This window comes from Pseudovibrio flavus (genome assembly GCF_009711345.1).
In the GTDB taxonomy this organism is placed as follows: Bacteria; Pseudomonadota; Alphaproteobacteria; order Rhizobiales; family Stappiaceae; genus Pseudovibrio; species Pseudovibrio flavus.
Genome location: NZ_SMMA01000062.1, coordinates 246,213 through 260,241, shown reverse-complemented (window position 1 = coordinate 260,241; position 14,029 = coordinate 246,213). Strand labels below are relative to the sequence as shown.

11 protein-coding genes and 1 pseudogene are annotated in these 14,029 nt (G+C 53.1%); 9 read left to right on the top strand and 3 right to left on the bottom strand.

Annotation, left to right across the window (positions count from 1 at the left end; all coding sequences use genetic code 11):
- The 3 genes and pseudogenes from truB (at position 1) to pnp (ending at position 3,854) form a co-directional block, all read left to right on the top strand.
- Entirely contained in the window at positions 1-945 is a 945-nt protein-coding gene (truB, locus tag E1162_RS11635; protein ID WP_155130863.1) for a tRNA pseudouridine(55) synthase TruB, read from the top strand.
- Positions 946-1,179: 234 nt separating this feature from the next.
- On the top strand, positions 1,180-1,449 hold the full coding sequence (gene rpsO / locus E1162_RS11630; RefSeq protein WP_155130861.1) for a 30S ribosomal protein S15: 270 nt from the start codon (positions 1,180-1,182) through the stop codon (positions 1,447-1,449).
- A 264-nt stretch (positions 1,450-1,713) separates the two neighbouring features.
- Positions 1,714-3,854: pseudogene (gene pnp, locus E1162_RS11625) on the top strand (polyribonucleotide nucleotidyltransferase).
- A 96-nt stretch (positions 3,855-3,950) separates the two neighbouring features.
- Here the strand turns inward: pnp and E1162_RS11620 are convergent.
- A complete protein-coding gene (locus tag E1162_RS11620; RefSeq protein WP_155130859.1) occupies positions 3,951-4,295 on the bottom strand; it encodes a hypothetical protein in 345 nt (114 codons plus the stop codon).
- 337 nt (positions 4,296-4,632) lie between these two features.
- Here E1162_RS11620 and dapB point away from each other — a divergent pair, with 337 nt between their 5' ends.
- The 3 genes from dapB (at position 4,633) to E1162_RS11605 (ending at position 6,883) form a co-directional block, all read left to right on the top strand.
- On the top strand, positions 4,633-5,445 hold the full coding sequence (gene dapB, locus E1162_RS11615) for a 4-hydroxy-tetrahydrodipicolinate reductase (protein WP_155130857.1): 813 nt from the start codon (positions 4,633-4,635) through the stop codon (positions 5,443-5,445).
- Between the two features lie 26 nt (positions 5,446-5,471).
- A complete protein-coding gene (locus E1162_RS11610) occupies positions 5,472-6,092 on the top strand; it encodes a 2,3-bisphosphoglycerate-dependent phosphoglycerate mutase (RefSeq protein WP_155130855.1) in 621 nt (206 codons plus the stop codon).
- 92 nt (positions 6,093-6,184) lie between these two features.
- Positions 6,185-6,883 carry an aspartate/glutamate racemase family protein gene (locus E1162_RS11605; protein WP_155130853.1) on the top strand — a complete coding sequence of 233 codons (699 nt, stop codon included), beginning with the start codon at positions 6,185-6,187 and terminating at the stop codon, positions 6,881-6,883.
- A gap of 50 nt (positions 6,884-6,933) precedes the next feature.
- Here the strand turns inward: E1162_RS11605 and E1162_RS11600 are convergent, their stop codons facing one another.
- Positions 6,934-7,938, bottom strand: a complete 1,005-nt coding sequence (locus E1162_RS11600) for an adenosine kinase (protein WP_155130850.1) — start codon at positions 7,936-7,938, stop codon at positions 6,934-6,936.
- A 48-nt stretch (positions 7,939-7,986) separates the two neighbouring features.
- The gene (locus E1162_RS11595) at positions 7,987-8,877 is read right to left on the bottom strand and encodes a prephenate dehydratase (protein WP_155130848.1); all 891 of its coding nucleotides are present in this window, start codon (positions 8,875-8,877) and stop codon (positions 7,987-7,989) included.
- 600 nt (positions 8,878-9,477) lie between these two features.
- Between E1162_RS11595 and E1162_RS11590 the strand changes: the two genes are divergently transcribed.
- From E1162_RS11590 to E1162_RS11580, 3 genes are all read left to right on the top strand, one after another.
- The gene (locus E1162_RS11590; protein ID WP_155130846.1) at positions 9,478-10,023 is read left to right on the top strand and encodes a c-type cytochrome; all 546 of its coding nucleotides are present in this window, start codon (positions 9,478-9,480) and stop codon (positions 10,021-10,023) included.
- 263 nt (positions 10,024-10,286) lie between these two features.
- Positions 10,287-12,152 carry an extracellular solute-binding protein gene (locus E1162_RS11585; protein ID WP_155130844.1) on the top strand — a complete coding sequence of 622 codons (1,866 nt, stop codon included), beginning with the start codon at positions 10,287-10,289 and terminating at the stop codon, positions 12,150-12,152.
- Positions 12,149-14,023 (top strand): ABC transporter substrate-binding protein, encoded by a 1,875-nt coding sequence (locus E1162_RS11580; RefSeq protein ID WP_155130842.1) that lies wholly within the window; start codon positions 12,149-12,151, stop codon positions 14,021-14,023. The genes E1162_RS11585 and E1162_RS11580 overlap by 4 nt, the downstream gene beginning before the upstream one ends.
- The last annotated feature ends 6 nt before the right edge of the window (positions 14,024-14,029 follow it).

The window sequence follows — 14,029 nt, the reverse complement described above, 5'->3', positions numbered from 1 at the left end:
ATGGCTAAACAACAGCGTCGCCGTGTACGCTATCCGGTGAACGGCTGGCTGGTCCTCGACAAGCCGCTGGAAATTACATCCAACCAAGCGCTGGGTAAGCTGAAGCGTATCTTCAGCCCCGATAAAGTCGGCCATGCCGGTACTCTTGATCCACTGGCGACAGGCTGCTTGCCGATTGCCTTTGGTGAAGCAACCAAAACCGTGCCGTTTGTTATGGGTAGCCGCAAAGTGTACCGCTTTGAGGTGACTTGGGGCATCCAGACCTCTTCCGACGATGCTGAGGGGGAAGTAATCGCCACTTCGGACGTTCGGCCTGAACAAGCTGATATCGAAGCGGTTCTTCCTGAGTTTCGCGGTGAGATCATGCAGGTCCCGCCGAAGTTTTCTGCAATCAAAGTAGATGGCAACCGTGCCTACGACCTTGCTCGTGATGGCGAGGAAGTGGAGCTCGAAGCGCGCCCAATCAGCATTCACCGTCTTAGCCTTGCCGAGGTGATCGGAACCGATAAGGCAGTGTTTGAAGCAGAGTGTGGCAAAGGCACCTATGTGCGCTCGCTCGCTCGCGATATTGCTTTGCGCCTTGGTACGCGCGGCTATGTGACGGATCTGCGCCGCCTGTTGGTTGGGCCATTCGGCGAAGCGGATATGGTCACGTTTGAAGAGCTCGACGCAGCAGCGAGTGAAGAAGAAACCGAAACCCCTCTTGAGAACGCAAAGCTCATGTCGTTCATCAAGCCGGTGGAAACGGGTCTTCAGCTTATGCAGGGCGTTGCCATAAATGGCGAGGCAGCTCAACGCGTTAAACGCGGTAATCCGGTTATCCTGCGCGGTGCCAATGCACCAATTGGACCGGAAGAGATTTACGTCACCTGTGGCGGTGATCTGATTGCGTTTGGCGAGGTAGCTCGCGGCGAGTTTAAACCAAAGCGCGTGTTCAATCTCTGAGCCTGCTGCAGCGGCTTCTAGCCCATCAAAATTTTACTGGAGTTTTGGCAGAGTTTCCTTCATATTCCGCCCGTCTGGACGGGTGAAGACTCTGCCGGACCTTTTGTTTTGAGCACGACCATGCTGGACGACATCTTGGCATGGCCTAGTTCAAAGCAGCGCTTCAAAAATGAAGCAACGCCATTTGGCGAATAACAAATGCCTCTTAGAGGCTAATCTATAAAGGATATTAGGATGTCGATTACTCCTGAGCGTAAAGCTGAGCTGATCAAAGAATTCGCGGTTAAAGAAGGCGATACCGGTTCTCCAGAAGTACAGGTAGCTATCCTGACTCACCGCATCGCAGTTCTGACCGAACACTTCAAAGGCCACAAAAAGGACAACCACTCCCGTCGTGGTCTTCTGAAAATGGTAAGCCAGCGTCGTAAGCTTCTTGACTACCTCAAAGGTAAAGAAGAAGCACGCTACCAGTCCCTGATCGAGCGACTGGGCATCCGTCGCTAATCGGACTAAAAGAACGCGGTGGGTTGCAACCCGCCGCGTTTTGTTTATGTAGATATGGGCCGGTTATGATAGGGCAGGATTGCCAGAGGCTTTTGACGAGCAAAAGAGCCTCTTGTCGTCTTGCCTGTTAAGACCAGCCAGTACGTGGAGACCTGCGTCACCCATCAACGGGTTCAGCCACCACAATGGCAGGCGCTATTTCTCCAAAACTATTCCTATCTGCTGCTCATGGGGGTGGCAGGTAAATGTATGCTAGGAAAAAAAATGTTCGATATTCATCGCGTGGAAGTAGATTGGGGCGGCCGTCCGCTCATCCTCGAAACCGGTAAGGTTGCCCGTCAGGCTGACGGCGCAGTAATCGCCACCTACGGCGAAACCAAGGTTCTGGCAACTGTTGTGTCTGCAAAAGACCCTAAGCCAGGTCAGGACTTCTTCCCGCTCACCGTTAACTATCAGGAAAAAGCTTACGCTGCTGGCCGCATCCCAGGTGGTTACTTCAAGCGCGAAGGCCGTCCTTCCGAACACGAAACCCTGACTTCCCGTCTTATTGACCGTCCGATCCGTCCGCTGTTCGTTGATGGCTACAAGAACGAAACTCAGGTAATCATCACCGTTCTGTCTCACGATCTGGAAAATGCTCCGGACATTCTGGCAATGGTTGGCGCATCCGCAGCTCTCACCATTTCTGGCGTTCCGTTCATGGGTCCAATTGGTGGCGCTCGCGTTGGTTACATCAACGGCGAATACGTTCTCAACCCAACCGTAGACCAGATGGAAGAAACCTCTCTGGATCTGGTTGTTGCTGGTACCAATGACGCTGTTCTGATGGTTGAATCCGAAGCGAAAGAGCTGACTGAAGAAGTTATGCTCGGCGCTGTAATGTTCGGTCACCGTGAATTCCAGCCAGTAATCGACGCGATCATCAAGCTCGCTGAAAAAGCTGCGAAAGAACCACGTGAACTGGTTGTTGCTGACCGTTCCGCGCTGTTCGCGCAGGTTAAAGAAATCGCTGGCGAAGACCTCAAAGCTGCTTACAAAATCACCCAGAAGGTTGAGCGTAAGAAAGCTGTAGACGCTGCTAAGGCAAAGGTTGTTGAAGCCCTCGTCACCGGCGAAGAAGGTGCTCCTGAAGGCGTTGTTGTTGGCGAACAGTTCAAGAAGCTTGAAGCTGAAATCGTACGCGGCAGCATTCTGGACACTGGTCTGCGCATCGACGGCCGTGACCTTTCCACCGTTCGTCCGATCATGTCTGAAGTTGGTATCCTGCCACGCGCACACGGCTCTTCCCTGTTCACCCGCGGTGAAACTCAGGGTCTGGTTGTTGCAACTCTCGGCACCGGCGAAGACGAGCAGTTCGTAGACATGCTTGAAGGCACCAAAAAGGCTACCTTCATGCTGCACTACAACTTCCCTCCATACTCCGTGGGTGAAGCTGGCCGCATGGGCTCCCCAGGCCGCCGCGAAATCGGTCACGGTAAGCTGGCATGGCGCGCAGTACACCCAATGCTGCCTGCACACCACGACTTCCCGTACACCATCCGCGTTGTATCCGAGATCACCGAATCTAACGGTTCTTCCTCCATGGCGTCCGTATGTGGTGCATCCTTGTCCCTGATGGACGCTGGTGTGCCTCTTAAGTCTCCAGTGGCTGGTATCGCGATGGGTCTCATTAAGGAAGGCGAGCGCTTCGCAGTTCTCTCCGACATCCTTGGCGATGAAGATCACCTCGGCGACATGGACTTCAAAGTAGCTGGTTCTGAAAACGGCATCACCGCTCTTCAGATGGACATCAAGATCGACGGTATCACCGAAGAGATCATGAAGGTTGCTCTGGAGCAGGCTAAAGGCGGCCGCGTGCACATTCTCGGCGAGATGGCAAAAGCGATCACCGAAGCACGTTCCGAACTGGGCGAACACGCTCCACGCATCGAAGTCATCAAGATCCCTGTAGACAAGATCCGTGAAGTTATCGGCTCTGGCGGTAAGGTAATCCGCGAGATCGTTGAAAAGACCGGCGCGAAGGTCAACATCGAAGACGACGGACCGTTAAGGTAGCGTCTTCCGACGGTAAGGCAATTAAAGCAGCTCTGAACTGGATCAACTCCATCGCTGCTGAGCCTGAAGTTGGCGTGATCTACGAAGGTACTGTTGTGAAGTGCGTTGACTTCGGCGCATTCGTCAACTTCTTCGGCGCACGTGACGGCCTCGTTCACATCTCCCAGCTTGCACCTAAAAAGGTTGCAAAGGTTACCGACGTGATCAAAGAAGGCGACAAAGTCTTCGTTAAACTCATGGGCTTCGATGAGCGCGGCAAGGTTCGCCTCTCCATGAAGGTTGTCGATCAGGAAACCGGTAAAGAGATCGAACGCGAAGAGAAAAAGCCTGAAGAAGGCAAAGCTGAATAAGCTGCTCTCGCCTAACGGTTAAGAATTGGAAAGGCCGCTCCTTCGTGGGGCGGCCTTTTTCTATTCGCGTTTCGACTGCGCTAGGAGCTGAGGCGGTTACTGATCGAGATCGTTGAGCGGGTTGTAGTCATCGTTGTTCTGCGGCTCAGTATGGTCCACCAGAATGCTAACGCCCATGCCGCCGGTAGAGATGAGTGTGCCGGGTGGTCCAACATTCCAACTGTTATTGGCTGCATCGTAAGTAACGAAAATCAGCCCTCTTAATGGAATGGAAAGCAGAATTTGAGTGTCCTGCGTGTAGTTGTAGTCAAGCAGCTGAAACTTGGTTCCGCGCTTTACCGGAAATTGAGAAACCGGAGTTTTAAAGGGCTTTTGGAAGTATACCTGCCAGACTTCTGGCTCTTCGATCTCGCATAAAAAGGAAATGTCGTATCTGGGCATGGCTTGCGTCCTAGGCGTGTTGCTTTCTAGGGGAATGACTATTCGGACGCGTTGGCTACCTTGTTGTGAAGCGGGGCCAGAGATGGAGTGTCATGAGCCATAGCGCTTGCGGCTATGCAGTGGGAACAGTTCTTAGGAAAGCAGAAGTACGACCATTTTCGATCGGATAAAGTGAACGAAACGGCTGCCGTGATATTCAACATGTTTTGCGTTAGTGCTTCAGCGGTTGCCTGAGAAGTTTTATGCTTGAGCTTAGTATACCTGTTTGAAGTGACAGCAGCTTCCTGCTATACCCACAACCGATTTGTTTAGGCTGCTGGGAAACTCGGGGTGTGAGATGAACGAGATGCGCTTGGTTGTTGTTGGAGCTTCGGGACGCATGGGGCGTGCGCTCGTAAAATCCATCAGTGAGCAGGACGGCCTCGTTCTGAGCGGCGCGCTTGAACGCGACGGCTCCGATGCAATTGGCAAGGATGCGGGCGATCTTGCAGGCGTTGGAACGCTCGGCGTAGCCGTTACTTCCGATCTCGAAGCCGCTCTAGAAGGTGCTGACGGTATCATCGACTTCACCGCACCGGTTGCCACCCTCAACTTCTCCAAAATCGCTGCTGAGCGTTCCCTCGTGCACATTATCGGCACCACAGGTATGAGCGCTGAAGAAGAGCAGGAACTAAAACGTGTCAGCGAAGGTTCGCGGACTGTAAAGTCCGGCAATATGAGCCTTGGCGTAAACCTGTTGTCGCTGCTTGTACGCAAAGCTGCAGCGGCGCTGGATGATGATTTCGATATTGAGGTGCTGGAAATGCACCACAAGCACAAGGTAGATGCGCCATCTGGGACGGCGCTTCTTCTTGGTCAGGCTGCAGCAGAAGGCCGCCAGATTGACCTTGCGCAGAACTCCGTTCGCTCCCGTGACGGGATTACCGGAGCTCGCAAGCGCGGCGAGATCGGCTTTGCCACACTTCGTGGGGGTTCTGTTGTTGGCGAGCATACTGTGATGTTCGCGTCTGAAGGCGAGCGGATCGAACTGTCCCATATAGCCACCGACCGGCAACTTTTTGCCCGTGGTGCCGTAAAAGCGGCGCTTTGGGCCAATAAGCAACAGCCGGGCTTTTATTCCATGGCCGATGTTCTCGGCCTGAACGACTAAAAAAATAACCTCCTAAGGAGAGTAAAATGGAACGCCTTTTGGTTCTCGTCCGCCACGGACAAAGTGAATGGAACTTGAAAAACCTGTTCACCGGTTGGAAAGACCCTAACCTGACTGAACAGGGTGTAGAAGAAGCAAAGGCAGCTGGTAAGAAGCTGAAAGACCTCGGCCTCGAGTTCGATCTTGCTTACACCTCCGACCTCACCCGCGCACAGAACACCCTGAAGCTCATCCTCGAGCAGCTGGGTCAGGAAGACCTGCCAACCACCAAAGATCAGGCTCTGAACGAGCGTGACTACGGTGACATCACCGGCATGAACAAAGACGAAGCTCGTGAAAAGTTCGGTGAAGAACAGGTTCACATCTGGCGCCGTTCTTACGACGTGCCTCCTCCAGGTGGTGAATCCCTGAAGATGACCGCTGAGCGCACCATTCCTTACTTCAAGGAAAACATCCTGCCTAAAGTTCTGGGCGGTGAGCGCGTAATCATCGCAGCACACGGCAACTCCCTGCGTTCCCTGATCATGGATCTGGAAGACCTGACCCCTGAGCAGATCCTTGCTCGCGAGCTCGGCACCGGCGCACCAGTGATCTACCGTCTGGACGAGAACGGTAAAGTTCTGTCCGTACAGGATCTGGCTGAATAAGCTATCCGGCGGTTACGCTTGAAATTTTCGAAAGCGGCTCCGGTTGGAGCCGCTTTTTTGTTTTGGGGCTTTAGAATAGTGAGGAGGGGCCAATGAAAACCATCGGTATCCTTGGCGGAATGTCCGCTGAATCAACGCAGATTTATTATCGTGAGTTATGCCGGCTTACCCGTGAGCGGTTGGGCGGCCTACATTCGCCAGAGCTTTTGATCCGCTCCCTCGATTTTGCGGCGATTGAAGCATTGCAGATGAAGGGTGATTGGGATGCAGCAGGTGCGATCCTCAATCGCGAGGCTAAGGCGCTGGAGCGCGGCGGAGCTGAGGTGCTCGTGCTTGCAACCAATACCATGCACAAGCTTGCAGGGCAGATGATGGATGGCGTGAATATCCCGTTTCTGCATATTGCCGATGCAACAGCCGCAGCAATCAATGCAAAAGAGCTGAAGAAGCCGGGCTTGATGGCTACAGCCTTCACCATGGAACAAAGCTTTTACACCTCACGACTCGTTGAAGCAGGTTTAGAGCCTGTTATTCCCGAGGATGAGGATCGTCGCGCCACCCACCGGATCATTTATGATGAGCTGTGTCAGGGCATCACGACTGCTCAGAGCGAAGCAGCCTATATCGCGATTGCGGAACGATTGGTTGAGCGCGGTGCAGACTGCCTCATCCTTGGCTGTACGGAAGTAGGCATGCTGCTCAATCAAAGCAATGTTAGCGTTCCTGTGTTTGACACAACCATGGTCCACTGCGAAGCAGCGTTGAACTTTGCTTTGAGTGACGCGCAATAAAAAAGCGGCGGGAAATCCGCCGCTTCTTGAATGCTTTAGTGTGCTCTTGGTTAGAGCTGGAAGCCCTGCTGGGTCACGTGATCTTTAAGTGGCACGCTTGGGCGAGCGCCAACGTGGGCGATTACCTCTGCAGCACACAGACAGCCAAGTTCTGCGCATGCTGTTAGGGTCTGCTCACGGGATAGACCAAGCATGAAGCCGGAAGCGAACAGATCGCCCGCGCCGGTGAGATCCACCACGTTTACGTCTTTGCTTGCAGGAACATGAACGGTTTCCTCGCGAGAAATCGCCATAGCACCTTCAGAGCCAAGAGTAAGTGCGGTGAGGGTGCAATCTTCACGAACAGCGTTGATGGCGGTGTTCAGATCTGCAGTCTGGTAAAGCGCTTTGAGTTCGTGCTCGTTAGCAAAGAGCAGGTCGACGATGCCGTCTTTAATCAGGCCCATAAACTCGGAGCGGAACCGGTCCACACAGAAGCTGTCAGAAAGCGTAAGGGATACGCGGCGGCCTGCGCCATGAGCAACCTTGGAAGCTTCAAGGAACGCTTGCTTTGCAGCTTCTGGGTCCCACAGATAGCCTTCCATGTAGGTGATAGCAGATGCCCGTACCACCTCTGGATCAATGTCCACCGGAGAGAGCGTAGTTGCTGCACCCAGATAGGTGTTCATGGTGCGCTCGCCATCCGGCGTGATCAAGATCATGGAGCGACCAGAAGCAAGTTCGCTATTTGCAAGCGGCGCTGTATCAAAGTGAACGCCGGAACCACGCATGTCGTGACCATAGCCTTCACCCACCTCATCCGTGGCAACCTTGCCGATATAAGCAGGACGACCGCCAAGAGAAGCAATGCCAGCTGCGGTATTGCCCGCGCTACCACCGGAAATGCGAGTGGTTTGCCCCATAAGATCATAAAGACGCAGTGCCTCATCGGTATCGATCAGGCGCATGGAGCCTTTATGCAGGTTCTGCGCAACGAGGAAGTCCTCTTCAACATGAGCGAACACATCGGTAATTGCATTGCCGATGCAAAGGGCATCAAATTTGAGCTCAGACATGAATGGTCCTTGTATTCCAAAGCCCACCGGCTGGCAGGCTTTGTTATCTTAAATATTCGGCGTTGGGCGCAGAGCGCGGTTCGCTTCCGGTTCTCTGATTTTGTGACGGAACGGGCTAGCGTTGTAAACGCCCAGAATCTTTAGCTCCGCGGAGAAGAATGCCAGTTCTTCCATTGCAAGAGCGACGTTCGGGTCTTCTGGATGACCTTCGATATCCGCGTAGAACATAGAGGCGAAGAACTGGCCCTCAAGCTGATAGGATTCAAGCTTGGTCATGTTCACGCCGTTGGTGGCAAAACCGCCAAGCGACTTGTATAGCGCTGCGGAAACGTTGCGAACGCGGAAGATAAAGGTTGTGATGGTCGGCTGGCCAGTGCGAACAGTTTTCTTGTCATCGCGGGACAGGATGATGAAGCGCGTTGTATTGTGAGCTTCGTCTTCCACGTTGCGCGCCAAAATATCGAGGCCGTAAATGTCTGCTGCCAGTTCTGGAGCAAGCGCACCCCATTTCGGGTCGCCTTTTTCCGCGATCTGTCGCGCGGAACCGGCAGTGTCTGCACCAATAACAGCCTGAATGCCGTTTTCACGGATGATTTTACGACATTGTCCCAGACCCATAATATGGCTCTGAACGTGTGTCAGGTCTTCCAGCTTGGAGCCCTTTAGGCCCATGAGCTGGAAGCGGATTGGCATGAAATACTCGCCAATGATGTGAAGCGAAGAGCGCGGTAGAAGGTAATGGATATCGGCAACGCGGCCTGCAACCGAGTTCTCGATTGGAATCATCGCCAGATCGGCATCGCCACTTTCAAGCGCATGGAAACAGTCTTCAAACGTCGGGCATGGGATGGCTTGATAATCTGGGTATACGCTGTTGCATGCCATGTGGGAGTTCGCACCCACTTCGCCTTGAAAGACGATCTTCCGCTGCTCGGACATAAAAAAATCCATTCGTTTGAAGTTGGATCAAAGTCTACAATCAGTTGCTTCTATCAATTTTTCGCGGATGAAGGTCAACAATCCACGTCAACATTTTGAATATTTCTCAACACACTGTGCATCAAAGCTGTCGATATGCCCAGTGCTCCGGGTACTGTGCGTAGAACGGATTCGCGTTCCTTGTCAGAGGCCCTAAACGCACGCAAATGGGGTTTTTGCGGAAAATACACCTGTGGCAAATCCGCGCATATTGCAAGCGCATTGGGGAATATACTTAATTTTACCGAGAGTTTTATGCTTTTAAACTCTTTGGTTGCAAGCGCCATTCTGCGCAAGTGAACGCCACGATTTCAGCCAGTTTAGGACGATTACAGACTGGAAAATTCGATTTGATCTTCCTTCCGTGGTGCTATTTCACGCCCAGATTGAGCGCCTAGCTGTAAGCACCTAAATCTAAACTCCTAGGAAAAACCCTCATAAGTCTATGGACAAGGCGCTGATTTTGCCTGTAGTTTCCCTCAAAATCTCTAGTCGTCGGTGGTTGGGTTTTAGGCGTAGGGGTAGGTCCGCCAGCCACTGTAAACATCGGAGCGTGGCAGTATGGATTCGTTTGAACTGAACAAAATTGCAGGGGCAATTCTGTTCGCACTGGTTGCTATCATGGGCATCAACTTTCTCACTGAGGTGATTTTTGCGCCTCATGATGATGGAAAGCGCGGCTACGAGATCGCAGTAGAAAGTTCAGGCGAGGCACCTGCTGGCACTGCGGAAGCTGCTGGCCCAGAGCCTATTGCGATCCGCCTGACCTCCGCATCTGTCGATAAAGGTGCAAAGCAGGCTAAGAAGTGCGCTGCGTGTCACACCTTTGAACAGGGTGGTAAGAACAAGGTTGGACCGGCTCTTTGGGATGTTGTTGGTCGTGCACCAGCCGGTGTTGATGGCTTCTCTTACTCTTCTGCAATGCAGAGCTATGGCGAGTCCCACAATGCTTGGACCTTCGAAATGCTCGATGCATTCCTTGCAAAGCCTAAGAACGAAGTATCCGGTACTTCCATGGGTTACGCAGGCATGAAAAAGCCGAATGACCGCGCAGACCTGATCGCTTACCTACGTTCGCTTTCCGAAAATCCAGCGCCGATCCAGTAATTGGTCCACAACGCGTTGGAATAAAATCAGAATAATTCGAAAAGGCCGGTGTATTTCCGGCCTTTTTTGCATTTGGAGGCCGTTAGTAACGGTTTTTCCGTCTGTTTCCCTTAAATTTTTGTCATCTTGGCAAAAGCCGTTGTCGACTAGGGCATCCGCGAACTACAGTGTTTGTCTAGGAAAGTCATAGTTTTAACGGTTTTTTGGTTTTCTGTACCGGTGGGCACAGGGGCTGGCAAAGCGAGGCAACAAGGGAACGACGAATGCTTGGTCAATTGAAGAGATTCTGCCGTTTTGGGGCACTGGCGCTGGTTGCGGGGGCATTGCTTCCATCAACCGCATTCTCTGAAGAACCCCAGTGGCGGCACGGTACAGCTCTCATTGGCGATGTTAAGTATCCCGAAGGCTTTGCCCATTTTGATTATGTAAACCCGCAGGCTCCAAAGGGTGGGCGTGTGCGCATGTCGGCCACTGGCACCTTTGACAATATGAACTACGTCATTCGCCGTGGAACGCCGCCCGTAGGCATTGGGCTGATCTACGATACCTTGACCACCTTCTCTCAAGATGAGGTTTCCGTTGAATATGGCTTGCTTGCCGAATCTCTTCAGTACCCTGAGGATTTTGGCTGGGTGAAGTTCCGCCTTCGCGACGGGATCAAATGGCACGATGGGACCCCGATCACACCTGAGGATGTGGTCTGGTCGTTCGAGCAGTGGGTCAAACACAATCCGCAGTACACTTATTATTATCGCAATGTCAGCAAGGCAGAAGTTTCTGGCGAGCGGGAGGTAACCTTTACCTTTGACCAGACAGGCAACCGCGAACTACCGCAAATCATCGGCCAGCTAACCGTACTGCCTAAACATTGGTGGACGGGCATCGATGCCAAGGGCAACCCAAGGGATATCGCATCGGGCACTTTGGAACCGCCGCTTGGTTCTGGCCCCTACAAGGTTGGCACTGTCGATAATGGCCGGTCCATTGCCTATGAGCGTGTAGACGATTATTGGGGCAAAAACCTCAATGTAAACGTTGGCCGCAATAACTTTGACGAGATTCGCTTTGAGTACTACCGCGATGAAGTGGTGGAGCTGGAAGCATTTAAGGCAGATCAGTTTGACTGGCGCTATGAAGCGACGGCCAAGAACTGGGTCACAGCCTACAAGGTGCCAGCCGTTGAGAACGGCAATATCGTACTGGAAAAGTTTCCGCAGGATTCCCGCGGTCGCGGCTTGATGGTGGCGTTCATTCCAAACACCCGCCGCGAAAAACTGGCAGATGTACGCGTTCGTAAAGCGCTGAACTATGCCCTGAACTTCCAAGAGATGAACCACACCATCTTCTTCGATCTGTATGACCGGATTGACAGCTACTTCTTTGGAACAGACCTCGCCTCTCGTGGTTTGCCTGAGGGGCTGGAGCTGGAGATTCTGGAAAGCGTTCGCAGCGAAGTACCAGAGAGCGTCTTCACAACGCCGTACACAAACCCTGTCTCTGGAGATGCGCGTCAGGAGCGCAATAACCTGAGAACTGCGCTGCAGCTTCTGAAAGAAGCGGGCTACGAGCAAAAGGGTCGTCAGCTTGTAAACGCTGAAACAGGTGAACCGTTCACTTTGGAATTCCTGATGAACGGCAACCGCTTTGAGCGTGTTGGCCTTCGCTATCAGGAAAGCCTGAAAAAGATCGGCATCGACCTGCAGCTCCGCATTGTTGATAGCTCCCAGTACATCAACCGCGTCCGCTCGCGAGACTTTGACTTGCTCTACACAGGCTGGGCGCAGTCGCTTTCTCCGGGCAACGAGCAGCGCAATTACTGGGGCTCGGCAGCTGCCTCCGTTGAAGCATCGCAGAATTATGCAGGCATCAACGATCCTGCAATCGACAAGCTGATTAATCGCATCATTCTCTCCAAAGACCGTGAAGAGCTTGTTGCTTCCACCCGTGCGCTAGACCGCGTTCTGCTGTCCCATCACTTCGTCGTTCCTGGCTGGACCTCCATCTACACCCGCGTGGCCCATTGGGATCGGTTCTCGCATCCTGAAGAGCTGCCAACCTACGACATCGGATTTCCTGATGTGTGGTGGTATGATGAAGCAAAGGCAGCAGCCGTGGAGGCGCGTAAATGATCGCAGGAAAAGACATCAACCGACGCGACTTTATTAAACTCAGCGCAGCCGGAGCGGCTGTGTTGAGCTTGCCCGCTACGGCTCTTCCAGCGTTTGCTTCTTCGCAAATGCATGGCCTGTCTGTGTTTGGTGACCTGAAATACGGACCGGATTTCACGAATTTCGACTATGTGAATCCGGAAGCGCCAAAAGGCGGGCGCATTGTGTTGACCGCGCCAAGCTGGTCCTACAATCAAAACCCGCAGACATACAACACCTTCAATACGTTCATTTTGAAAGGTGATGCGCCGCCGCGTATGGAGCTTTGCTTCGACAGTCTAATGGTCCGCGCCTATGATGAGCCGGATGCTGTATACGGGCTGGTGGCAGAGGCCGCGAAAGTAGCGCCGGATGGAAACTCCGTTACCTTCTATCTACGCGACGAAGCTCGTTTTCATGATGGTTCTCCGCTCACGGCTGAAGATGTTGCCTTCTCCCTGAACATACTGAAGGAAAAGGGGCATCCGCAGATCCGTCAGGTCTTGAAGGAAATGGTGTCCGCCGAGGCCAAAGACCTGCGCAACTTGCTTGTTACGTTCTCGGGTGAGCACTCCAACCAGCTACCGCTTCTGGTGGCTGTGATGCCTATTCTTTCTCAAAAGTACTACACCCGCTACGACTTTGCGCAGAGCACGCTTACGCCGCCGCTGTCATCAGGCCCTTACACCGTTGGCAGGCACGAAATTGGCCGCTTTATCGAGTATCAGGCCGTTGAGGACTACTGGGCCAAAGACCTGCCCGTTGTTCGCGGGCAAAACAACTTCTCCGTTATTCGGCTCGATTTCTTCCGGGAGCGGCAGGCAGCATTTGAAGCCTTCAAGAAAGGCAATGTGACCTACCACGAGGAGTTCTCGTCCAAGACTTGGGCAACAGAATATACGTTCCCTTCGCTCGTGGATGGCCGAGTGGCCAAGAAAGAGTATCCCGATCACCGCCCTGCAGGTGCCCAAGGCTGGTTCTTCAATACGCGTAGAGCCAAGTTTGCTGACCCACGCGTGCGCCAAGCCATTGGCATGTGCTTCGATTTCGAGTGGTCTAACCAAGCTCTGTTCTTCGACCTCTATACGCGTACGCAGTCATTTTTTGAAAACTCGGAGATGAAGGCAGAAGGTAAACCGGATGCAGCCCAGCTTGCACTGCTTGAGCCGTTTAGGGGGCAGGTGCCCGACAGCGTGTTTGGCGATGCTGTTCTAGCGCCGGTTTCCAACGCTTCTGGTCAGGATCGCAAGATGCTCTCTAAGGCGGCCAAGCTGATGCAGGAAGCAGGCTATACCCGTGAAGGGGATACGCTGCACGGGCCGGACGGAAAACCGTTCGAGTTCGAGTTCCTGTCTAATGCACAGTCGTTTGAGCGTATCGTTCAGCCGTTCGTGCGCAATCTCAACCTGATCGGTATTCGTGCGCGCTTCCGTCTGGTGGACCCTGCGCAGTATCAGGCGCGGCTCAACGAGTTTGACTTTGACGTCTGTGCCCGCCGTTTCGCTATGAGCCCGACGCTTGGGGCAAGTATTCGCCAGTTCTGGACCTCACAAGCAGCCGAAACATCGGGTAGCTACAACCTTGCTGGTATCTCTGATCCGGTGGTTGATGCGCTGGTCGATAAAGCCATTTTGGCCCCAACCCGTGCGGATATGACAACCGCAGCACGGGCGCTGGACCGAGTTCTGCGCGCCGGACATTACTGGGTACCTCAGTGGTACAAGCCGGTTCACACAGTTGGTGTGTGGGATATGTTTGGCAATCCGCAGACAATGCCTCGTTATGCCTTCCCTGTTGAAACGACATGGTGGGTTGATTTGGAAAAAGCCGTTCGCATCGGAAAAGTTGATTAAGGTAAA

Excerpts from the sequence above, each read along its gene's own strand:
- truB (WP_155130863.1), top strand. The coding sequence starts at position 1 with ATGGCTAAACAACAGCGTCGCCGTGTACGCTATCCGGTGAACGGCTGG.
- dapB (WP_155130857.1), top strand. The coding sequence starts at position 4,633 with ATGAACGAGATGCGCTTGGTTGTTGTTGGAGCTTCGGGACGCATGGGG.
- E1162_RS11595 (WP_155130848.1), bottom strand. The coding sequence starts at position 8,877 with ATGTCCGAGCAGCGGAAGATCGTCTTTCAAGGCGAAGTGGGTGCGAAC.
- E1162_RS11580 (WP_155130842.1), top strand. The coding sequence starts at position 12,149 with ATGATCGCAGGAAAAGACATCAACCGACGCGACTTTATTAAACTCAGC.
- E1162_RS11610 (WP_155130855.1), top strand. The coding sequence starts at position 5,472 with ATGGAACGCCTTTTGGTTCTCGTCCGCCACGGACAAAGTGAATGGAAC.
- E1162_RS11590 (WP_155130846.1), top strand. The coding sequence starts at position 9,478 with ATGGATTCGTTTGAACTGAACAAAATTGCAGGGGCAATTCTGTTCGCA.
- E1162_RS11620 (WP_155130859.1), bottom strand. The coding sequence starts at position 4,295 with ATGCCCAGATACGACATTTCCTTTTTATGCGAGATCGAAGAGCCAGAA.
- rpsO (WP_155130861.1), top strand. The coding sequence starts at position 1,180 with ATGTCGATTACTCCTGAGCGTAAAGCTGAGCTGATCAAAGAATTCGCG.
- E1162_RS11605 (WP_155130853.1), top strand. The coding sequence starts at position 6,185 with ATGAAAACCATCGGTATCCTTGGCGGAATGTCCGCTGAATCAACGCAG.
- E1162_RS11600 (WP_155130850.1), bottom strand. The coding sequence starts at position 7,938 with ATGTCTGAGCTCAAATTTGATGCCCTTTGCATCGGCAATGCAATTACC.
- E1162_RS11585 (WP_155130844.1), top strand. The coding sequence starts at position 10,287 with ATGCTTGGTCAATTGAAGAGATTCTGCCGTTTTGGGGCACTGGCGCTG.